Here is a 23,351-nt window from a genome sequence, read left to right on the forward strand (position 1 = left end):
CTTGTTATGCTTTGATAGCCAAATTATTTGTGAAACAGTCGTTTTTTTAACCAACGTAATTCAAATGTTTTTAATAAATTGCAGTCAAAAGAATGGTTTATGAAAAAAATATTTAAAATTGTTGCAGTTGTTCTATTTATCGGAATTGTATACGTGGCTTTTACAACTTATCCAAAACTCGATTTAATTTCTGGCTTTTCAGCCAAAAGTATTGCGTCTGGCCATTTTTTAGACCATCGTTCGCAGTCGCTGATTGAAAAAGGAGACAATGATATCGACATGATGGATTTAGCTACCAACCAGATTGATGAAGCAGGAAAAATGGCGATCGCCTCAGTATACGGTATAAAAGAACGAAAAGCCATTTACCGTGAAGGTTTGGGTGTTACTTTAATCAACGATGATTTTGATGTTTCAAAACCGTATTTGGTTCCTAAAAGAACAAAATTGAACAACAATTTACCTTTTCCGTATGGAAATAACGAACCCAAAGACACTATTTTTGCGAACGTTGACTACGCTAAATTGAATTCGGCCGTAGCCAGTGCTTTTGATGTGAAAGGAGAATTGAAAAAAAGAACGCGTTCCTTATTAGTAATTTATAAAGACAAAATCATTGCCGAAAAATACGATACGGGATTTTCTAAAAACAGTAGAATTTTAGGTTGGTCCATGACCAAAAGTATCACGAGCGCCATGTTTGGAGTTTTAGAAAAGCAAAGAAAATTTGACATTGATGCTCCAGCTCCTATTGCAGAATGGGCAAATGACGAACGTAAAAAAATTACAACAAGTGACTTGCTTCACATGAATTCTGGTTTACAATGGGTAGAAGATTATGCTTCTATTTGTGATGCTACCAAAATGCTTTTTCAAGCTGAAGATATGACCCGAACGCAACTCGAGAAACCAGCGGAGCGTAAGCCAAACACGCGATGGAATTACTCCTCTGGAACTACGAATTTACTTTCTGGGATTTTGCGAAAACAGTTCAAAACACATCAAGAATACTTAGATTTTTGGTACACCGATTTAATAGATAAAATTGGAATGAACTCGATGGTTATCGAAACTGATATGGCTGGGAATTATGTAGGCTCGTCCTACGGTTGGGCAACAACACGCGACTGGGCTAAATTTGGCTTACTCTATTTACATCAAGGCAACTGGAACGGGGAGCAAATTTTTAATGAAGGTTGGGCAAAATACACCGCAACACCTACGAATACCTCAGATGGAAAATACGGTGCTCATTTTTGGCTTAATGCTAGTGGCACCTTTCAAGATGTTCCAAGGGATATGTATTTTTGTAGTGGCTATCAAGGTCAAATGATTTTGATTATTCCGTCGCTTGACTTAGTTGTGGTGCGAATGGGTTTAAAAGAATCTCCAGAATTTAATTTTAATGAAATCATGAAGGGGATAATTTCATCACTTAATCACAAAAAGTAAAAATAGAAAGGGCGCAAAGTTGTAAAACTCTGCGCCCTTTGTGTATAGCGAACCTTGTGGTTAAAACTACAAATCAAATCCCATTTTTACGCCAAGTTTGTTGGCAATAATTTTGGTGATGCGTTGTTTTAATTCTGGTATTTTAATGCTTTCGATTACTGCATTAGAGAATGCGTACATCAATAAAGCTTTGGCTTCTTTAACAGGAATTCCGCGTTGTTGCATATAGAACAATGCTGTTTCGTCTAATTGCCCGATGGTGCAACCATGAGAACATTTAACATCATCAGCAAAAATTTCTAGTTGCGGTTTGGCATTGATGGTAGCCTTGTCGCTCAATAAAATATTATTGCTTTTTTGAAACGCATTTGTTTTTTGAGCTTCTTTTTCTACAAAGATTTTTCCGTTAAATACACCAGTCGATTTATCAGTAAAAATTCCTTTATAATCTTGATGACTTTCACAGTTTGGAGTAGCGTGGTGTACCAAGGTGTAGTGGTCTACGTGCTGTTTATCGCCAATGATGGTAATACCGTTCAAGTAGCTTACAATATGCTCTCCGAAATGGTAAAAATTAAGATTATTACGCGTCATGTTTCCTCCAAAACTGAAGGTATTTACAGCAACACTGCTTTCTTCTTGCTGAGATACATACGTATTATCAACTAAATTAGCAGCTTCGTTATCGTTTTGAATTTTATAAACATCTACAAAGGCTCTTTTTTGTGCAAAAATCTCAGTAACCGAATTGGTTAGTACTGCATTTTCGTTTAAGCTTTGGTGACGCTCGATGATTTGTACTTGTGCATTCTCGCCTACAACAATTAAGTTGCGCGGTTGTACTAGCATTGCCGCTTCATTACCAGTCGATAAATACATGATTTCGATCGGTTTGTCTGTTACTTTTCCTTTCGGAATATTGATGTACGCTCCTTCATTCGCGAAAGCCGTGTTTAATGAAGTCAAAGTTTCTTCTTTGTTGACAACTTGATTGAAATACGCGTCAATAACGGTTTTGTATTTTGGTTTTGTCAAAGCAGAAGATAGTAAGCAAACATCAATTCCTTCGTGAGTTGTAGCTGATAAATGCGAACTAAAAACGCCATCAATAAAAACTACTTTGTAGGTATCAACTTCATGTAAAAAGTATTTTTTTACATCAGAATATTGTACTGTATTTTCCTGTTTTGGAAAAACGGTAAAGTCATTTTTAAGAATCGCGTTAAGCGATGTATATTTCCAAGCTTCCTCTTTTTTAGTTGGGAAACCTTTGGTTTCAAAGTTTTTTAGGGCAGCGGTACGCAAGTCGTGTAGTTCAGTGTGAACATCAACGCGCTCCTCAAAAGCCATAAAAGACGATATTAATTTTTCTTTTAAATCCATTTTTATTTAAGTCTTAAAGTTGAAAGTCGAAAGTCAAAAGACTTTGGATTGTCAACGTAACATTATTTATGAGTCTCTAATCTGAAAGTATTTAAAGTTACCTTGAGGTTACCTCTTTATGACTTTGGACTCAGATATTTAATAAAACCACTTAACAATTTTGATATTTCTGTTATTGATTCTAAAAGTATTTCAAATTCTTCTTTTGTAATATATTCTAAATCAAATGCTAAATATAATTGAGAACGAACTTCTCCAGCAGAAGCTTTTGCAACATATAAAAAGTAAATAAACTCTTTGTCTGTATTTCTCTCAAATCCTTCGGCTATATTTGATGATATAGAAAGAGAAGCTCGTCTTATTTGCCTTATGAAATCAAAGTCTTTCTTGAAATTTGAATTTTCAGTAATTTGGTATATTCTTTTGTTGAAGATTCTTGCTTTTTGCCAAGAATTAATTTCCTCGAAAGAGCCAAATTTCGCCATTACTTTTTTCTTTTGACTTTAAGACCTTTGACTTTAGACTATTTAATTCTAAGCTTCTTGTTCTTGTTTAATCCAATCGTATCCTTTTTCTTCTAGCTCGTGCGCTAATTCTTTTCCGCCGGATTTTACAATTTTTCCGTTGTACAAAACGTGAACAAAATCAGGAACGATGTAATCAAGTAATCTTTGGTAGTGTGTGATCACTACGATAGCATTTTTATCGCTTTTTAGTTTGTTAACACCATTGGCAACAATTCTCAAAGCATCAATATCTAGTCCAGAATCGGTTTCGTCAAGGATGGCTAATTTTGGTTCTAGCATAGCCATTTGAAAAATTTCGTTACGCTTTTTCTCTCCGCCCGAAAAACCTTCGTTTAAAGAACGTGACAAAAATTTACGGTCTATTTCTAGTAATTCTGATTTTTCACGAATCACTTTTAGCATTTCGTTGGCAGGCATTTCTTCCTGTCCGTTTGCTTTACGTGTTTCGTTGATCGCTGTTCTCATGAAGTTGGTTACAGAAACTCCTGGAATTTCAACAGGATATTGAAACGAAAGAAATACACCTTTATGGGCTCTTTCCTCTGGAGCCAATTCTGAAATATCTTCGTTATCCAAAAAGATTTCTCCTTCGGTCACTTCATAATTTTCGTTTCCTGCAATAATTGCCGAAAGGGTACTTTTTCCAGCACCGTTTGGTCCCATAATCGCGTGAATTTCTCCCGCTTTTACTTCAAGGTTAATCCCTTTTAATATTTCTTTGTCGCCTATTGAGGCGTGTAAATTTTTTATGCTTAACATTAGATTTTATTTTAAACCATTAAGGTATTAAGATTCATTTAGTTTTCTATCGGTTGTCTAATTTTTATCCCACCGAACCTTCAAGAGAAATTTCCAATAATTTTTGTGCTTCTACTGCAAATTCCATTGGCAGCTTATTCAATACATCTTTACTGAAACCGTTTACAATTAATGCAATTGCTTTTTCAGTTGGAATACCACGTTGATTGCAATAAAAAACTTGGTCTTCGCCAATTTTACTTGTCGTAGCCTCGTGTTCTATTTTTGCCGATGGATTTTTACTTTCGATGTACGGGAACGTATGTGCTCCACAATTATTCCCCATTAATAAGGAATCACATTGCGAAAAATTCCTAGCATTATCCGCATTAGCACTAATTTGCACTAAACCACGGTAACTGTTTTGTGATTTACCAGCCGAAATTCCTTTGGAAATAATAGTCGATTTAGTGTTTTTACCTAAATGGATCATTTTGGTCCCTGTATCTGCTTGCTGGTAATTATTTGTTACCGCAATCGAATAAAATTCACCAGTTGAATTATCCCCTTTTAAAACTACCGATGGGTATTTCCAAGTTACTGCTGATCCTGTTTCTACTTGTGTCCAAGAAATTTTTGCGTTTTTCTCGCAAATCCCTCTTTTGGTTACAAAATTATACACCCCACCTTTACCTTCTTTGTTTCCAGGATACCAGTTTTGTACGGTTGAATATTTTATTTCGGCATCGTCAAGAGCAATTAACTCTACAACTGCAGCGTGCAACTGATTTTCATCACGACTTGGTGCAGTACATCCTTCAAGGTAAGAAACATAACTTCCTGCGTCAGCTACTAATAGAGTTCTTTCAAATTGTCCTGTACCGGCTTGATTGATACGGAAATAAGTAGAAAGTTCCATTGGGCAACGAACGCCTTTTGGGATGTAACAAAACGATCCGTCAGAGAATACGGCCGAGTTTAACGCAGCATAAAAGTTGTCTTTTTGCGGCACTACAGTTCCTAAATATTTACGTACTAATTCTGGATGTTCTTTGATGGCTTCAGAAATACTCATGAAAATGATTCCTTTTTCTCCTAATGTTTTCTTGAATGTAGTAGCTACTGAAACGGAGTCAACCACGATATCCATAGCCACATTATTCATCATTTTTTGCTCATCTACAGAGATGCCTAACTTTTTGTACATTTCTAAAAGTTCCGGATCTACATCATCTAATGTTTTGTTAGGATCTACTGCTTTTGGTGCTGAATAATAGGATATTGCTTGGAAATCAGGTTTTACATAATGTACGTTAGCCCATTCTGGCTCTGTCATTTGCTCCCAAGCACGAAAAGCCTCAAGACGCCAATCGGTCATCCATTGTGGTTCTTCCTTTTTTTGAGAAATGGCACGAACGATGTCTTCGTTTAAACCAATAGGAAAAGTTTCGGCTTCCAGCTCGGTGTAAAATCCGTATTCGTATTCTTTATTTTCGAGTTCGATTTTTAAGTCGTCTTCTGTATATTTACTCATTTTGATTTAAAGATTTAAAGATTTAAAAATTCAAAAATTGAATATTAAACTTTATTATTTGTGTCTAAATATTTAATAAAATTAGAAAGGTTTTGAGAAATTTCAATAGTTAAATTATAACTTATTTGAATTTCTTCATGATTGCAAAAACCTAATTCTCTTGATAATATCAACATATTTCTAACCTCAGCACAACTGCCTTTAGAGATTTTTAAATATCTTGTAAATTGTCTATTATTGTTGTATTCTGAACCTTCGGCAATATTATTTGTAATTGAAACTACAGCTCTTTTAATTTGATCTTTAAAACCAAATTCCTTTTCTAAAGATTTATTGTTTAATAATTGAAAAACTAATTTAGTCAAGACAACACCTTTTTATGAACATCAAATTCTTCAAATGATTTTGTCATGCTTTCATTAATCTTTTAATTTTTCAATCTTTAAAATTAAAGAGAGAAACTCTCACCACAACCACATGTCCTAGTTGCATTTGGATTATTAAAAACAAATCCTTTCCCGTTTAATCCGCCAGAAAATTCTAAAACGGTTCCTGCTAAATAGAGAAATGATTTTTTTTCAACAGCTATTGTAATGTCGTTGTCTATGAATATTTTATCGTCTTCGCCTTTGTTGTTATCGAATTTCAAATCATAAGATAAACCGGAACAACCTCCGCTTTTAACACCAACCCGCACATAATCTGTTGCGGCATCAAAACCATCGTCTTTCATTAAGTCGATAATTTTCTTTTTGGCAGTATCAGAAACTTTTATCATGTTTATGTTGTTTTGTAATAACATATTGTTTGTTAAAACTCACCTAGCATCTTTATTATCAGAGCTTTAAATTTTAAGCCAATTGTGTTATCTTGATTTTGTCTAAATTAACCGCAAAGATACTATATAAAATACTTTTTCCATAATCAATAACATTTTTATAACTAATCTTCAAATAGAAAATAGTTATTGGTTGTTTTTCAAAAAATTAAATTACTTTTAGTCCCCTATAACTTACAAATAACTAAAACAAATTTATTATGGAAGAAATTTTACCTGAAAAGATGGAGTACAAATTAGATTTTAAAGGAGAAGGCAAAGCTTTTTTTGGAATCGTAATCGTCAATTGGCTTTTAACAATTGTTACATTAGGAATTTATTATCCTTGGGCGAAAGCCAAAACGCTCCAATTTATGTTTGGGCAAACAACTTTAAATGATGATGCTTTTGCTTTTCATGGTACTGGGAAAGAAATGTTTAAGGGTTTTATAAAAGTTATTATATTATTTGCAATCTTGTTTGGGATTTTAAGTCTTTTCATCTATTTAGACCTGCCCTCAGTAGGATTGATATCGTTTTATTTGATAGTGATAGCTATTATGCCATTAGCAATTCACGGTTCTTATAAGTATAGAATGTCAAGAACATCTTGGCGTGGTGTTCGTTTTGGTTACAGAGGCGATAGGAATGAATTTGTCAAACTTTTTTTTAAATGGATTTTTTATACTGTAATAACGCTTGGTATTTATGGTTCTTGGTTTCAAATGAACCTGCGTAGTTATGTTTTGAGCAACATTCGCTTTGGTGATGCCGAAATGAATTACGATGGTGATGGTGGGGATTATTTACTAATGAATATTAAAGGTTACTTTTTAAGTATTATAACCTTGGGAATTTACTCTTTTTGGTGGCAAAAAGATATTTTTGAGTACTATGTTAATAATTTATCGCTACATAAAGACGACAAAAGAATTGAATTTACATCAACAGCTACGGGAGCCGATTTTATAGGCCTTATAATTATTAATTTGTTAATGATTATTTTTACGCTTGGTCTTGGTTATGCTTGGGTTGTTACGAGAACTATGAAGTTTATATTTGATCATATTGAACTTGATGGCACGATCGATTTAAACACTTTGCAACAAACCGAAGAGAATTTTAAAGACGCGACAGGTGATGATATTAGCGACTTTTTAGATATTGATTTTATAGTATAAAGTATGAGTAATCAGTCCGTAGGAATTTATTTTGATGGTAAATCAGCTGTTCCTCATCCTTGTTCACTGTTGTTGGAGACGCAAAAAGGAATGATTCTTTTTGAAACCGAAACGGGTCATCAAGAGCGGTGGTTGATTTCAGCTGTTAGTTTTGAAAATTCTGGAAACTCTTTGCAGTTGCAAAAACAATGTACTGATGGTGTTGCAATCCTTAAAATAACCGATGCTACATTTGCAGCGGCCATTCAAAAATTTAGGAAAGAGAACAACCATATCAATTGGTATGAAAAATTGCTTGCTTCTGGTTTCAAGATGCATCTCGTTTTGGCATTAGTTATTTTTGCCTTAATCGGACTGACTTATTTGTATGCCATACCTTGGGTTGGCGAAAAATCAGTAGTCCTTATTCCTGAGAGTTTTGATGATACCATGAGCGGAACGTTTATCAGTGATAATTTACTGTTCTCAGATGTAGCTTCGGATAAATCCAAAGTCTTAAACGCTTTCGCAAAAGAGCTACAATTGAACAACAAAAAAAACTTGAAATTCATTTTTGTAGAAGAGGATATTGTGAACGCTTTTGCTTTACCAGATGGTACCATTGTGGTTTATTCCGGAATTGTAAACAAGATGAAAAACTACGATGAGTTAGTGGCGCTCTTGGGACACGAGGCAGCCCACGTTAATCACAGGCATTCCATGAAAATGTTATGCCGCAACCTGTCTGGATATCTTTTTATCTCGGCAATTTTAGGTGATGCCAACGGAATTATGGCTACCATAGGCGATAACGTTAATAGTTTTCAATCCTTGTCGTTTTCGCGTGAGTTTGAACAAGAGGCTGATCGAGAAGGTTTTGCTATTGTAATTAAAAATAAGGTCAATCCAAACGGAATGTTGAACTTGTTTAAAAGACTACAAGATGAAGGTGATGCCATTGTCCCCGAGTTTTTGAGTTCTCATCCTGTTACCCAACAACGCATTTCAACCACTAGACAATTGGTTAAATCTACTCCGCACCAAGTTGAAGCAAATAGTAAGCTGCAACAATTATTTCAAAGATTAAAAAAATAATACAGCACCAAATTGCACTTAAATCATTACACCTCAGTTGTGTATTGGTTCAGGTGCAATTTGTTTTTACACACTTTTAGTTCGGTATCAATAAATATGCTTAATTTTAGAGCCAACAATTTTGATACACTATGAAATTATATCCAATAGAAACTGGTAATTTTAAGTTAGATGGTGGCGCTATGTTTGGCGTAGTACCCAAAACCATTTGGAATAAAACCAATCCTGCTGATGCCAATAACCTCATTGATATTGCAGCGCGTTGCTTATTAATTGAAGAGGGAAACCGCTTGATTTTGATAGACACTGGAATGGGAAATAAACAATCTGATAAATTTTTCGGATACTATTCTTTATGGGGTTCACATTCTTTAGATAAATCCTTGGCAAAATACGGCTTTCACAGAGATGACATTACGGATGTGTTTATGACCCATTTGCATTTTGACCACTGTGGTGGAAGTGTACAATGGAATAAAGACAAAACGGGATACGAACCAGCCTTTAAAAACGCTAAGTTTTGGACCAACGAAAATCATTGGGAATGGGCTACAAAACCCAACCCGCGGGAGAAAGCTTCATTCTTGTCAGAAAATATTTTGCCCATGCAGGAAAGTGGTCAATTGCATTTTATACAAAGACCCGAAGGTGATTTTCTTGAAAAATCAGAATTAGGATTTGGAATCTTTTTTGTGGACGGCCATACCGAAAAACAGATGATTCCGCACATTCAATATAAAGGTAGAAACATCGTTTTTTGCGCTGATTTATTGGCCACAGCCGGACACATACCCATACCTTATGTAATGGGCTATGATACAAGACCATTGCTAACTATGCCAGAAAAAACTAAATTTTTGCACGCTGCCGTAGAACAAAACCATTATTTATTTTTAGAACACGATGCACATAATGAAATAGTTACTGTGGTACAAACTGAAAAAGGAGTTCGTCTAGGAGAGGTATATCGCTGTGACGAAATCTTAACATAGTGTTAATCCTTTTATTTGTGTAACAAAATCAATTATTTTAGACCAATATTTCAAAAATTAACAAAAACAAACAAATGAATACCATTAAACCCATTTACATTTCTGCTTTTGCTTTTTTAGCATTGGTAGGTTGTGGAGCAGCAAAGCAAGTTTCAAGTGCTTCAACTTCTAATTTAGTTACCATTAGTGCACCTTTAAATGTAAAAAAGAAGGCGGCGCTTACTGAAAATGATTTAAAACGTTGGAGTCACCTGGATATAGTAACAGATACCATTCCTGGAATGAGTGTTGACAGAGCATACGCTGAATTATTGAAAGATAAAAAAGGTGTACCTGTTATTGTAGGTATAGTTGATTCGGGTGTAGATATCGAGCACGAAGATTTAAAATCAGTGCTTTGGACTAATGCCAAAGAAATAGCAGGTAACGGTATAGATGACGACAAGAATGGTTACATCGATGACATTCATGGTTGGAATTTCTTGGGAGACATTACAAAGGAGAATTTGGAATATGAAAGAATCATCAAGGATAAATCATTGGTGGATGAAAAAACATACCTAGAAGCTAAGGCTTTAAATGATAAAAAAGTTGCTGATGCAGCTACAGTAAAGAAGCGCTCTTCAGAAATGATTGAATCATTAACATCAAGTGATGCCACAGTTACAAAACATTTAGGTAAAACGGTATATACTGTTGATGAAGTAAAGGCAATAGACACTCAGGATCAAGACTTGCTTAAAAGTAAAGCAACAATGATACAAATGTTAGGGTATGGCTTACCAGTTGCTGAACTTAAGGTAGCGGTTCAAAAACAAAGAGACGCTCAAGAGGCACTTCTTAATGGTGACAATCTTAAAACAGATTACCGTAAAGTTGTAGGCGATAATCCTAACGACATTAACGATACTAAATATGGTAACAATAATGTGATGGGTCCAGACAAAAACGAAATTTTGCACGGAACGCACGTAGCAGGAATTGTAGCACAGTCTAGAAACAATAGTTTAGGAGGAGATGGAGTGGCTAACAACGTTCAAATTTTAACCGTTCGTGCCGTTCCAGACGGAGATGAGTACGATAAAGACATTGCATTAGGGATTCGTTATGCTGTTGATAATGGTGCTAAAGTAATCAACGGAAGTTTTGGAAAAAGCTTTTCACCACACAGACAATGGGTTTATGATGCTTTAAAATATGCTGAGAAAAAAGATGTATTGTTTGTACATGCAGCAGGAAATGACGCAAAAGACATCGATTTTGCTGAGAATTTTCCAAATGACTCTGAAGATAAAGTAAAAGAGTTTGCGGATAATGTAATTACTATTGGAGCATTAAATTTTGAATACGGAGACAAAGTTGTGGCACGTTTTTCAAACATTGGGAAACTGAATGTAGATGTTTTTGCACCAGGTGTAAAAATCTATGCGACTACTCCAAACAACGAATACCAATATTTGCAGGGTACCTCAATGGCTGCGCCAAACACTGCAGGAGTTGCAGCATTGATTCGTTCGTACTATCCAAAATTATCGGCTAAACAAGTAAAACAAATCTTAATGGAATCTGGTGTAGCTATTACTACCGAAGTTATTGTTGGAGGAAAAGCAACTGACAAACGTTCGTTTTCAACATTATCAAAATCAGGTAAAATTGTAAATGCATACAACGCTTTATTAATGGCAGAGAAAATGTCAAAATAAATTATAAAAAACTTAATTTTATGGAAGGACAAATTGTCCTTCCATTTTTATTTTAACTAAATATGAAAAAACTACTTTTATGCACCATCTTAGTGTCTAGCTTTGGTAATTTATGGGCACAAAATTCAAATTATTGGCAACAACATGTTGACTATAAAATGGCGGTTACCATGGATGTATCAACGTATACATACAAAGGCACACAAGAGTTAGTGTATACTAATAACTCTCAGGATACACTTAGAAAAGTATATTACCACTTGTTTAACAATGCTTTTCAGCCAGGTAGCGAAATGGATGTACGCATTCAAAACATTAAAGATCCTGATGGCAGAATGGTATCTAAAGTTAAAGTAGGTGACAAAGAAATTAAAGAAAGCCGTATCAAAAACTTAAAGCCTAACGAAATTGGTTTTTTACACGTAACGAATTTTAAGCAAGATGGTGTTACTGCATCTGCTAAAGAAGTAGGAACTATACTTGAAGTTACTTTGGCTAAGCCAATGCTACCCAATTCAAAAACTACTTTTACACTAGATTTTGACGGTCAAGTTCCAGTGCAAATCCGTCGTTCAGGACGCAATAATGCTGAGGGTGTTGAATTGTCAATGGCACAATGGTATCCAAAACTTGCCGAATTTGATTTTGAAGGTTGGCACGCAGATCCATATATTGCTAGAGAATTTCATGGTGTTTGGGGCGATTTTGATGTAAAAATTACGATTGATAAAAATTATGTTTTAGGTGGAACGGGTTACTTACAAAATCCAAATGAAATTGGTCACGGTTACCAAGATCAAGGCGCAGTGGTTTCCATTCCTAAAAAAGCAAAAACACTAACTTGGCATTTTAAAGCACCAATGGTTCACGACTTTACTTGGGCAGCTGACAAAAACTATATTCATGATATTGCCAAAGGTCCAAACGGTGTTGACATTCATTTTTTATACAAAAACAATCCGCAATACATTGAAAACTGGAAAAATTTACAGCCGTTGACTGTAAAATTGATGGAGTTTTACAATAAAACAGTGGGCGATTATCCATACAAACAATATTCGGTAATTCAAGGTGGCGATGGCGGAATGGAGTATGCCATGTGTACTTTGATTTTGGGTCAAGGAAAATTTGAAGGATTGTTGGGCGTAACAGCTCACGAAATGGCGCACTCTTGGTTCCAACACGTATTGGCCTCCAACGAATCTAAACACGGCTGGATGGACGAAGGATTTACATCTTTCTTAGAAGACCTAGGAATGAACGAAGTTGCAGAGAAAAAAGCACAAAACCCATTTGCAGGTGGCTACACAGGATATTTTTCAATGGTAAATTCTGGTAAAGAATTGCCTCAAGGAACGCACGCTGATCGTTTTGATGAGAACAGAGTGTACAGTATTAGTTCGTACAGTAAAGGAGAACTTTTCTTGACACAATTAGTCTATTTGATTGGGAAAGACAATTTGATGAAGACTTTGAAAAAGTATTATAGCGATTTCAAATTTAAGCATCCTACGCCGAATGATATTAAAAGAACAGCTGAAAGAGTTTCAGGTGCTAACTTAGATTGGTATTTAACAGATTGGACACAAACAACCAACACTATTGATTACGGAATTAAAGAAGTAACCGAGAATGCAGGTCAAACTAAAGTAATTTTAGAACGAATTGGTAGAATGCCAATGCCAATTGATTTGCTTGTTGAATACACTGATGGTACTACAGAAAGTTTTTATGTGCCTTTGCGCATGATGAGTTTTGAGAAAGAAAATCCGTATCCGGCAATTAAAAGAACCGTACTTTCTGATTGGGCTTGGGCATACCCAACTTACGAGTTGAATGTTCCTAAAGCAAAATCAGCTATAAAAAGTATTACGATTGACCCTAGCAGTTTAATGGCTGATATTAAAAAAGAGAATAACGTTTTTAAACAGTAGTTAATTTTTACATGAAATTCAAATACAATGAAGCAACTGCTTCGCTTGAAATTAAAGACGGTTTGAAGAGCCATTTTCTTATAGTACGATTGTTACTGATCGTGACTTTTGTCAATGCAATCTTAAATTTATCCAATGCTCAAGTTGCTTTTGGATTTATGAAATTGATTTGGTTGGTTTTAGGCATGGTAACCGCCATAGGATTGTATCTCTATTATTTCAAAAAAACGGCTACAGAAAATATTCCTTTAAATCAAATAATAGGAATTGAGGAACGTGTTTCCTTTGGTAGAAAAAAATATTTTCTAACGTTGAAAAACGGAAAAACAAGAGATTTGCTAGAAGTACACTCTGCATCCGATTGTAAACAGATCAACACAATACTCACTAAACATCAAAAATAACCCATTCTTTTAATGCCGCAAAACATCAATTTTGCGGCATTTTACAGACACATCAACCATCAAGAAAGTAGTTAATCTAGAGTTCACATCCCTCAAAAAACCGTAAAATTTTAACATAAAAACCGTAAAATGGAGTGAAACTAATGTTTTAGCTTTGAAAAAATATGTTGTTAAGATTTTTTAGGAATCGTTACTTAGTATAACCCTTCTGTAATTTTTTAACAAACGTAATGTAATTATAACTAACTTTAAATTTTAAAAATTTGAAAACAAACAAACAAACAAACAATTGAAATAAGGCGAAGCATCGTTTTATTTTTCATGAGCATTACATTTTGTATTATGCAATCGTGTAGTACAGAAGAAGCTTAATGCAGAATGAGACCACCATTAAAACGGTGTCAAAACAAGAAGCGATTCAGTTTTTACAAAACAGTAATGGACTGAATGGTAATAAATCAAAAAGTACAAACGTTCCCTTAGTTTATGATTTTGAAAAAATCACACAAGAAAAAACGTCGCATAAAGAGGCTTTAATAACAGTGATTCCTGCGCAATCTGATATAAAAGGTAAGAAAACGCGTGTAATATTGTGGAAAGTAGACAACGCCATTGAATCAATTGTTTACAATGAGTATGCAAGTGCATCCTCTACTATAAATTCATTCACAGGCATCATCATTATTAAGAGACTAAATGGTGATTTTGTTAGAGCTTACAAGTTAAAAAACAACGACTATGTAATTGATCTTCTTCCTATAAAAAAAGATGCAACAAGTAAATCTTCTAATTCATTTGGTGAAGAGCCTATCGGTTTGCATGAAGTAATAGTTATCAATAACTTCAAAAAAACAAGTTATAATTTTGTACCTATGATAGATCGTAATAAATCAGTCTCAGATGTTGAGGATTATTATTGGTTAAAATCTGGTGGTGGTGGCGGGTATACCGGGGCTGAACCTGTTGAAGAAGAGGTGGATTTTGAAGATAAAATTGATGATAGTGAGTTGGATCCTTGTACAAAAGAAGTTTTGGATAAACTAAAAACATTGTCACAAAATGACATTGCAAGTATTTTTGAAAAATTTGGGATACCAGAGAATGGGACATATAATATAAAAATGGTTTCAGGACCATTAAATAGTTCTGTAGCAACGGCGGATACTAAATGGATTAGTAAGAATAATTATCTTATAACTGTAAGTGATTCTTACACGAAAGGAACGGCTAATTATCAAAAGCCTCCTACCGATTTAGCTGTAGCAGCTGTAATTGTTCATGAGTTAATTCATGCTCATTTCTTCGCTTTGTTTGACGATTTTCACAACAATGGAAATGTTTGTGCATATGATAGTTTTGATTGTTTATTTGAAAAATTCGTTTCAAAAAATTACACTGGAACGATAGATGAACAGCATGCACAAATGTTTGACAATTTTGTTCCAAAAATGGCGGCAATTTTACAAGAATTTAAACCTGGTTTATCTACACAATTTTATGAAGATCTTGCAATGTCAACTATGGTAGATTTACAATATTTTAACGATAGATTTCCAAAAGGTAGTTTAGACAGAGTTCGAATTGAAAATACTCGTTACTCAGAAGATCTTAATATTCCTAAAGGGGATGCTACTCCAAAAGGCAGTCCTTGTAATTAAAATTATAAATACTATGAAGATTACAATAAGTTTAATTAGCACCATACTATTAATATCTTGCTCAACATCCAAAATAGAAAAAAAAGTAGTAAATGATTTTTTAAAGAATCAGCTTATTAAATCACCTTATATTAAAGTTGTAGTGAAGGAACCTTTACAAACATTGTTATCATTAGAGTGTTATGAAAAAGCGTATCAAGATAGAAATATTCGCTTGGGTGACATGATAAGAATCCGACCAGAGTCCAATCCTCCTTTTATTTGGCCTATTGACTCTGTAGGAATAATTAAATTAAAAGAAAAATATAAAAAAGATACGATAAGTCAACGATGGCGTAAAAATGATTTTCAGGGGTCGAAATTAAAATTAGCAAATACGAAAGCGATTAGACAATTTAAAAGCCGTCTTTCGTTAAGGTATTTTGGAGATGAAGGTATTACTTTTTCAAAGCCCATAATCACGGCAGATAAGGAATTTGCACTTTTATTTTTTAAAACATTTACTTTAGGTAAGTATTCTACTCATCCAATGCAAAAAGCCATATTAATGGAAAATAAAGAGGGAAGTTGGAGAATAAAAGAAATTTACGATGACCCTAATGTTATTAATTAATGTGAGTTCAATAAATTTTGCCCTAGGTAGTGAAGAAAGGAAGCGAATAACAAATAGATTAGTTGCAGGTACAATAGGAGTATACTCATCAGATGCCATTGGCAAACCTTGTAATTAAATAATACAGTTATGAAAAAATATTATCTATTTACAATTATTACGCTACTCTTTTTTTCTACTCTCTCACAGTCATTATTTTCACAGTCACAAAAAGAAAAAAATAGGGCTATCAATGATTATTTTGAAAAAATCTATAAAGATACAACTCAAGTTATATTTGTTGCTAGAGAGAAAATCAATTCAAATGAAACTTTGAAAATATTTGGTTTAAACGACATAATGATTATTGATGCTGATGGAAATGGTAAAGGAGATGATACTCTGTACGATAAGAAAGACTTCGAAATAATGAAGACCAAATATAAAAATAAATGTTTGCAGGGTAAAAGGATTTGGTGCAAAGATGACTTTTGGAAAAAAGATAACTTTAGGTTTGAAAAAGTTGTTTTAGAAAGTATGAATACTGATAAAGGGATCGAACTTATGGTTGAGAAATATAATAGAGGTGATATTGAAGTATATGGTTTTTCCGAACCTATTTATTATCAAAACAACAAATATGTTGTTTTTACAGTACATAAATTGCTAATAGGAGCGGCGAAGACAATTATTGTGATAATGAAAAAAGTAAAATATAAATGGATTGTGACTCACAAGGGTTCAACTAATGTTTTAAATTAGTGTGAATTCAAGAGAGCAACAAGCCCCCGGCTGGCGCGAGCGTCCCGCACGTGATGATTACCAACAAGCAATGATTACAGTTTGTTACAATAAGTCTTTTTTTTAAAGGCATATTAAGATTTAGTCTGTGTTCACGAGTGGTACGCACGCGTCAGCTGGGATATAATATTTAACCAAACAAAATATCAACCACAAACAACAGAAGCTAATGCAACTAGTAATAAAGGTACTTGTAATTAAAAATTTATGAAAAAAACACTTCTAATTGTATTGTTAATTGTAATGTCAATTGTTTTGATTTATTATAATTCACAAAGAGATGAAAATATAGTAAGGGATTTTACTCTTGAACTTGTAGATGAATCGATACCTTTAGAACAAATTTTGAAAAAGAGAATTAACTATACTCAAAAACAAAAGGATCTATGTTTATTTTTTTTAAAAACTGTTCGAGACGAGTATATTAAAAATCCCGATAAAATAGAAGTAACGCAATCCACAGAAAGCAAGACTGAAATTCATAGTGAAAGAATTAAATTGAACTCTGGTGAACAATTATTTTACGTGCAGTTCAACAAATCATTGACGTTGCCATTCATACTAAACAAAAAATCAGAAATAATTATTCTATTTAACCTTACAAAAGGTGGAGGAGGGAATTTAAATAACTCTCGATCTGATGAAACAATGCATAAATGATTTTTTATCTAAAAAGTAGAAAATAAAAAACGCCGCAAAACATCAATCTTGCGGCATTTTTTTATGCTTCAATCAACCTAAATCACTTATTTTTTCTATCTTTTCAAACACCAGGAACCATTGAAAACAGATTAAATCCAGATTTAAAATCTCAAAAAACCGTAAAATTTTAACATAAAAACCGTAAAATGGAGTGAAACTAATGTTTTAGCTTTGAAAAAATATGTTGTTAAGATTTTATAGAAGTCGTTACTTAGTATAACCCTACTGTAATTTTTAACAAGCGTAATGTAATTATAACTAACTTTAAATTTTAAAAATTTGAAAACAAACAAACAAACAAACAAACAAACAAACAAACAATTGAAATAAGGCGAAGCATCGTTTTATTTTTCATGAGCATTACATTTTGTATTATGCAATCGTGTAGTACAGAAGAAGCCTTAATGCAGAATGAGACCACCATTAAAACGGTGTCAAAACAAGAAGCGATTCAGTTTTTACAAAACAGTAATGGACTGAATGGTACTAAATCAAAAAGTACAAACGTTCCCTTAGTTTTTGATTTTGAAAGAATCACGCATGAAAAAACGTCGCATAAAGAGGCTTTAATAACAGTGATTCCTGCGCAATCTGATATAAAAGATAAGAAAACACGTGTAATATTGTGGAAAGTAGACAACACCATTGAATCAATTGTTTACAATGAGTATGCAAGTGAATCCTCTACTATAAATTCATTTACAGGCATCATCATTATGAAGAGACTAAATGGTGATTTTATTAGAGCTTACAAGTTAAAAAACAACAACTATGTAATTGATCTTCTTCCTATAAAAAAAGATGCAACAAGTAAATCTTCTAATTCATTTGGTGAAGAGCCTTTCGGTTTGCATGAAGTAATAGTTATCAATAACTTCAAAAAAACAAGTTATAATTTTGTACCTATGATAGATCGTAATAAATCAGTCTCAGATCTTGAGGATTATTATTGGTTAAAATCTGGTGGCGGTGGCGGGTATACCGGGGCTGAACCTGTGGTTGAAGAAGAGAAAACCCCCTGTGATCAAATAAAAGCACAAATTGACAATGTCGCAATTAAAGCAAAAATTGACGCTTTAAAAGGTAAAACTGCCGATAAGAATGAAGCTGGTATTGTTCAAAAAAAAGATGGTACTTTTATTGATCTGTTAGCCGCAACAAATTCTAATGAGTTAAACATGCCTAGTGGTACCAATTTTATTGGGAGTATGCATACTCATCAAGATCCTTATCCAAGTGGTAGGTTACGAGAAAATGGAACTCCAATCATGCTGGTACCAATACCGATTTTTTCACCCAAAGATGTTGTGCAATTTTTAGAGTTTTTAAACAACACTAAAAAAAATAATGCGCCAATTGAAGATGTTTATAATACAATGATTTCTAGTTCTGCTGTTTATCAGCTAAGATTTTCTGGTAACATTACTGATGTAAAAATAGATTTTGATATTTCAGTTTTAAATGATAAATACCTTAAAAGTATAAAAGATAATGGTAACGACAAGAAGTTAGGCTTTTTAAAGTTTTTAGAGGATAATATTGGTATTAAGGGAATAGATTTATATGAAATCAACAGTGATAACTCTACTATTAAAATAACACTAGATAACAATAAATTAAGTAATATACCATGCAAATAAAAACACAAAAAATAAAAAACATGAAAAATATAGTTATACTATTATTAATATCATTCAATTTACAATGTAAAGCTCAAACAATTATTCCTGTTGAAAAAGTAATTGATTACATGGTTTCAAGTACAAGTTTCCCTGCGGGTTCTTATATAAAAGATGTTAATCATAAATTAGATATTTTTACTGGTACTTGGAAAGGAGTGCATGGTGATAAAATATATTCTTTCACTATTTCAAAATTCACTGATATTCGTTCAAATATTAAAGAGGATATACTTATTATTCGTTATCTAATAACAAATACTAATGGATATATTTTGGAAGATACAAGATCTTTACCTGATCTCAACCCCTATCTTATTCAAGGATATTATTTAGAACAAACTACTTATGCATTAACTTACGGTGGTAAAAATGCAAAATGCGGACAAACAGGTACGATATTCATAGATTGGCTTAAAGGTAGTAATAAAACCAAAATGACTTTATTTCTTGAACCTGAACAAATTATAATTTCATCCGAGGAGTGTCCAAATGGCAGGGCAGCTCAAATTATCCCGCATGAACAAATTATTTTGAGTAAAGAATAAAATTTTTACACTTTTATTTAAACCTATTTTAGTAAAAGACAACCTGAGTAGTCCCCCGGCTGACGCGAACGTCCCGCTCGTGATGATTGCCATGAGTAGTCCTAAAATAGGTTGACAAGTTTTACAAATGAAAAAACCCTAGCTGGCGCGAGCGTCCCGCTCGTGATGATTACCAATTAGCACTATGATTGCAGTATGTGACAATAAGTCGTTTTTTTGAGAGGTATATTATGATTTAATTTGTGTTCACGAGCGGGACGCTCACGTCAGCTCCGAGAGCTCTGCAAAAGTCAATGCAAGATGTTATTGATAAATATGGAAGTAGTAGAACATCAGACTTAACGCTAATGCTATATTTTCAAGAAAGGTTAAAACATAATTATCCGTTGTATATTCCTGGAGGAAGAGTAAATTTTAATGCAACTGAAAATATTGTGGCAACTGAATATAAGACGAACCCATTTACAGCAGGAAATTGCAATTAACTATAATATGATCGATAAAATTTTAACCAATTTAGTATATCTTTTCTATCCTCAGAATATATGTGCTTATACTCAAAAAGAGGAATATTTTGTGACAGAGGAATATAAAAGATTAAAGGAGATAATTGTTGACTTTGATTCTGAAAAAAGCCAAATTTTCAGAACAAGTATAATTGATAGTTTTGGAAAAGATATAACATTAAAAAATTTTAAAGATTTATCTTTATTTGATTGGGAAGATAGATGTTTTACTTTTAATTTAAATATAATTGAGAATGGCGAACTCTATACAATATCAATATATTTAAGTGTCTTAATTCCTTATTATTTAATTAATGTTCAAAAAGGAATGATTGAATTATGGTTTTCAAAATCACAAATCGAAGAATTGGAGAAAGAGAAGAGAGAAACTAGGAAATTAACGGGGTTAATTTTGGATATTGAGACTATAATCGAAAATAAGTTTTTGTATAAAAAATTTCCTAAAGAATTATGTAACATTATAATTCCAAATGTTAGTTTTCAAGATTCAACATTTGGTCATTTTAATATGTTTAACGCATATTTTAATAACGTAATAATTAAAGACCATGAAAATTAAATTTTTTACATTTCTTGTAATTTGCGTGATAGCTTTTATATATTTTTACTTTTATCAGTATTATTTCAATTTTTGTATAGGAGATACTTTTTATTTAGTAAGTTATTTTTACATTCCTTTACTTGTTATTATTGTAAGTAGTGTTATTTATCTTGTGAAATTTTTAATATGGAAGTTAAAAAATTAAATAAACAATACTGAGATGTCTTTAACTTTGATGCCTGAAAAATTTCTTATGACAGAGGACAGTTGCCCAGGATTAATATTGGCAGAACAATTGCTGCCTGTAAATGGTATGGTGTTAACGAAACAGTGAAAACAAATTAAAAGTAGACTTTCGTACAAGTTTGTGTTTACGGGCGGGACTTTGAGTAGTCCTAAAATAGGTTGACAAGTTTGACAAATAAACAAAAAAAAGCCGCAAAACATCAATTTTGTGGCGTTTTTTAATGTAATAAAATACAACCTGTAGTTATCTCTATTTCCTAATAAGTATATAGATAAAGTAAATACCTATATTAATTTTTGCATGTAGAGAAAATTAGTATTTCAATATGAGGTTTTCAAGTTAACAAGGTGCAATACTACCCTATATGAATAAATTCAATACCTCAATAGGTTTATTAATTAACTTTAATGTGAAGAATATTTTTTATGAAAGCCAAAAAACTTTGGCAACGAGATGAATAGAAAAAACGATTTAAAAATACATTTAAATTTTAAAAAAACTAAATCAATAACTTATAATTAATCCGCTTTAGCTTATTAGATATACTCATTTTAAGTTTATATTTTAGAGACCCATTATTTAAAGTCTCTTGTGCGAATATGTATAGCGAAGCCTGATAAGCATTACCGTTGTATAAAGTCAATAAAAAAATCCATTTTAACAATTCAAAATCTTTTTACCACAACAATTTCCTCTTTTCTGTAGGTTTAAAAAATAGTTTTTATGTTCCTTGTCGGAAATATGAGTATTTTATCTAAAAAATAAAATGTGCTTTTTTTAGTTAAAATTTATCACACTTTTTGAGATAGAAATCACTATTTTAAATTCAAGTATAGAGATAAAAAAATCCATTTAAAAAATATAATAAATTGATTTACAGTAAATTAATTTACAAGAACTAAATCTTGAAAACGGTCATTTTAATCATATTTATTCTAGGCACCCAAGCATTTTTTACAATCTAATTATAACATACAATACTTGTTTACAGGTATTTAAGTATAATAGTGGTATTATTTTTTTATATACATTTGTGGATATAAACTTAATAATATGAAAAAAACACTACTTACACTTGTATTTATTTTTGCGTTATCAGTTGTAAACGCTCAAGAAACGCCTAAGGATTCTACCAAAGCTTGGACAAGAAAAGGAAACGTTTCTTTACTGTTTAGTCAATCTTCATACAATAAAGAATGGCTAGGTGGAGGAACCTCAAACATTGCTGGGAATTTTGGTTTGAACTACGATTTCAATTATAAAAAAAATGATGTCGTTTGGGATAATAAATTCATATTGGCATACGGATTAAGTAAAATAAAAGGTAACGAACGTACCGCTAAAACAGATGACCGTTTAGAAATTAATTCTTTGTGGGGTAAAAAAGCGTCTGGAAACTGGTTCTACTCGGCTTACTTTAATTTTAAGACTCAAATGGACACTGGTCTAGATAATAAAAGTGGACTTAGAATATCACATTTCTTTTCTCCAGCTTATTTCCAGATGGGTCCAGGTATGCTTTGGAAAAAGAACGAAAATTTAAGCGTTAATATTGCACCTGCTGCAGCAAAAGCCATATTTGTACACGATCATTTCACAGAATTTGGACCGTCATTTGGTGTGCTTCAAGGAGATAATTCTCGTTTTGAGTTTGGAGCTAGTGTTTCTGCTTACTACAAAGTAAATGTCATGACCAATGTGTCTATTGAAAACCGTTTGAATTTATATTCTAATTATCTTGATGATCCACAAAATGTTGATTTTGATTACCAATTGAATGTGGTGATGAAAATCAATAAGTACTTATCAGCAAATATTGCGGTACAAGCCATTTATGATGACAATGCCATAAGAGGCGTACAAGTAGGACAATTATTTGGTTTAGGTGTAAACTACGGGTTGTAATTGAACCCTATAATATAAAAACAGCCTTTTGGATATTTCTAAAAGGCTGTTTTTTTTTTTGCGCAACTAATCTTGGGCAGTATTAACAAATATAAAATGGTAGTGAGTTATTTTTAAGCTTTTGCCATTAATTATTGATATAAAAAATAAGTTCTCCAAAACATTTCCCTAATTGAAAAATTACCATTACACACAGTAAAACAGCTAAAATCTTGTACTGCACTTGTATTTTTCCTTGTGCATTCATAGTGTTCAGCTTTTTTATTATTGTACTAATTTTAGTTTCTATTTCTTTCATTCTATTACTTTTAGAGTGTTTATTTGGGTTGAAAATAAAATCCTTCTTTTGCAAACTTCCTTTAACGCAGCTCGTCATCTTCAAAAATAATCCAATAAATATAACTGATTTTAA

23 protein-coding genes are annotated in these 23,351 nt (G+C 32.7%); 16 read left to right on the forward strand and 7 right to left on the reverse strand.

Annotated features, from left to right (window positions below; all coding sequences use genetic code 11):
* Positions 1–99: 99 nt before the first annotated feature.
* Positions 100–1,452, forward strand: a complete 1,353-nt coding sequence (locus LQ189_RS14675) for a serine hydrolase (protein ID WP_230158187.1) — start codon at positions 100–102, stop codon at positions 1,450–1,452.
* Between the two features lie 66 nt (positions 1,453–1,518).
* On the opposite strand, the gene sufD is transcribed toward LQ189_RS14675, so the two are convergent.
* From sufD to LQ189_RS14705, 6 genes are all read right to left on the reverse strand, one after another.
* Positions 1,519–2,835: a Fe-S cluster assembly protein SufD gene (sufD, locus tag LQ189_RS14680; RefSeq protein ID WP_230158189.1), complete on the reverse strand. Its 1,317-nt coding sequence runs from the start codon at positions 2,833–2,835 to the stop codon at positions 1,519–1,521.
* A 116-nt stretch (positions 2,836–2,951) separates the two neighbouring features.
* A complete protein-coding gene (locus LQ189_RS14685; protein WP_158730392.1) occupies positions 2,952–3,320 on the reverse strand; it encodes a four helix bundle protein in 369 nt (122 codons plus the stop codon).
* Between the two features lie 48 nt (positions 3,321–3,368).
* Positions 3,369–4,121, reverse strand: coding sequence for a Fe-S cluster assembly ATPase SufC (gene sufC, locus LQ189_RS14690; RefSeq protein ID WP_210788193.1), 753 nt, complete (start codon positions 4,119–4,121; stop codon positions 3,369–3,371).
* A gap of 64 nt (positions 4,122–4,185) precedes the next feature.
* Entirely contained in the window at positions 4,186–5,634 is a 1,449-nt protein-coding gene (sufB, locus tag LQ189_RS14695; RefSeq protein WP_158730390.1) for a Fe-S cluster assembly protein SufB, read from the reverse strand.
* 44 nt (positions 5,635–5,678) lie between these two features.
* On the reverse strand, positions 5,679–5,999 hold the full coding sequence (locus LQ189_RS14700; protein ID WP_230158190.1) for a four helix bundle protein: 321 nt from the start codon (positions 5,997–5,999) through the stop codon (positions 5,679–5,681).
* Positions 6,000–6,082: 83 nt separating this feature from the next.
* A complete protein-coding gene (locus tag LQ189_RS14705; RefSeq protein ID WP_144890116.1) occupies positions 6,083–6,412 on the reverse strand; it encodes an iron-sulfur cluster assembly accessory protein in 330 nt (109 codons plus the stop codon).
* Positions 6,413–6,672: 260 nt separating this feature from the next.
* On the opposite strand from LQ189_RS14705, the gene LQ189_RS14710 reads away from it, so the two are divergent.
* The 15 genes from LQ189_RS14710 to LQ189_RS14780 all read left to right on the forward strand — a co-directional run bounded on the left by LQ189_RS14710 (position 6,673) and on the right by LQ189_RS14780 (position 22,939).
* Complete coding sequence (locus LQ189_RS14710; RefSeq protein ID WP_230158191.1) at positions 6,673–7,632, forward strand: YjgN family protein; 960 nt, start codon at positions 6,673–6,675, stop codon at positions 7,630–7,632.
* A gap of 3 nt (positions 7,633–7,635) precedes the next feature.
* A complete protein-coding gene (locus LQ189_RS14715; protein WP_230158192.1) occupies positions 7,636–8,706 on the forward strand; it encodes a M48 family metallopeptidase in 1,071 nt (356 codons plus the stop codon).
* Between the two features lie 131 nt (positions 8,707–8,837).
* Positions 8,838–9,698: an MBL fold metallo-hydrolase gene (locus tag LQ189_RS14720; RefSeq protein ID WP_230158193.1), complete on the forward strand. Its 861-nt coding sequence runs from the start codon at positions 8,838–8,840 to the stop codon at positions 9,696–9,698.
* Positions 9,699–9,772: 74 nt separating this feature from the next.
* The gene (locus LQ189_RS14725; protein WP_230158194.1) at positions 9,773–11,401 is read left to right on the forward strand and encodes a S8 family peptidase; all 1,629 of its coding nucleotides are present in this window, start codon (positions 9,773–9,775) and stop codon (positions 11,399–11,401) included.
* Positions 11,402–11,463: 62 nt separating this feature from the next.
* Positions 11,464–13,335, forward strand: coding sequence for a M1 family metallopeptidase (locus LQ189_RS14730; RefSeq protein ID WP_230158201.1), 1,872 nt, complete (start codon positions 11,464–11,466; stop codon positions 13,333–13,335).
* An 11-nt stretch (positions 13,336–13,346) separates the two neighbouring features.
* Complete coding sequence (locus LQ189_RS14735; protein ID WP_230158203.1) at positions 13,347–13,739, forward strand: hypothetical protein; 393 nt, start codon at positions 13,347–13,349, stop codon at positions 13,737–13,739.
* Positions 13,740–14,110: 371 nt separating this feature from the next.
* Positions 14,111–15,397 (forward strand): hypothetical protein, encoded by a 1,287-nt coding sequence (locus tag LQ189_RS14740; RefSeq protein WP_230158205.1) that lies wholly within the window; start codon positions 14,111–14,113, stop codon positions 15,395–15,397.
* Between the two features lie 13 nt (positions 15,398–15,410).
* Positions 15,411–16,010 (forward strand): hypothetical protein, encoded by a 600-nt coding sequence (locus LQ189_RS14745; protein WP_230158207.1) that lies wholly within the window; start codon positions 15,411–15,413, stop codon positions 16,008–16,010.
* Positions 16,011–16,139: 129 nt separating this feature from the next.
* Positions 16,140–16,751: a hypothetical protein gene (locus tag LQ189_RS14750; protein ID WP_230158209.1), complete on the forward strand. Its 612-nt coding sequence runs from the start codon at positions 16,140–16,142 to the stop codon at positions 16,749–16,751.
* A gap of 246 nt (positions 16,752–16,997) precedes the next feature.
* Entirely contained in the window at positions 16,998–17,450 is a 453-nt protein-coding gene (locus LQ189_RS14755; protein WP_230158211.1) for a hypothetical protein, read from the forward strand.
* 473 nt (positions 17,451–17,923) lie between these two features.
* On the forward strand, positions 17,924–19,132 hold the full coding sequence (locus tag LQ189_RS14760; protein WP_230158212.1) for a hypothetical protein: 1,209 nt from the start codon (positions 17,924–17,926) through the stop codon (positions 19,130–19,132).
* A 20-nt stretch (positions 19,133–19,152) separates the two neighbouring features.
* Positions 19,153–19,719 (forward strand): DUF6705 family protein, encoded by a 567-nt coding sequence (locus LQ189_RS14765; protein WP_230158213.1) that lies wholly within the window; start codon positions 19,153–19,155, stop codon positions 19,717–19,719.
* 293 nt (positions 19,720–20,012) lie between these two features.
* Positions 20,013–20,204, forward strand: a complete 192-nt coding sequence (locus LQ189_RS14770; protein ID WP_230158215.1) for a hypothetical protein — start codon at positions 20,013–20,015, stop codon at positions 20,202–20,204.
* A 7-nt stretch (positions 20,205–20,211) separates the two neighbouring features.
* Positions 20,212–20,805: a hypothetical protein gene (locus LQ189_RS14775; RefSeq protein ID WP_230158220.1), complete on the forward strand. Its 594-nt coding sequence runs from the start codon at positions 20,212–20,214 to the stop codon at positions 20,803–20,805.
* Between the two features lie 1,282 nt (positions 20,806–22,087).
* On the forward strand, positions 22,088–22,939 hold the full coding sequence (locus LQ189_RS14780; RefSeq protein ID WP_230158222.1) for a DUF3078 domain-containing protein: 852 nt from the start codon (positions 22,088–22,090) through the stop codon (positions 22,937–22,939).
* A 127-nt stretch (positions 22,940–23,066) separates the two neighbouring features.
* Here the strand turns inward: LQ189_RS14780 and LQ189_RS14785 are convergent, their stop codons facing one another.
* Positions 23,067–23,237 carry a hypothetical protein gene (locus LQ189_RS14785; RefSeq protein ID WP_230158224.1) on the reverse strand — a complete coding sequence of 57 codons (171 nt, stop codon included), beginning with the start codon at positions 23,235–23,237 and terminating at the stop codon, positions 23,067–23,069.
* Positions 23,238–23,351 lie beyond the last annotated feature (114 nt).

This window comes from Flavobacterium sp. CECT 9288, from assembly GCF_918731615.1.
Classification (GTDB): domain Bacteria; phylum Bacteroidota; class Bacteroidia; order Flavobacteriales; family Flavobacteriaceae; genus Flavobacterium.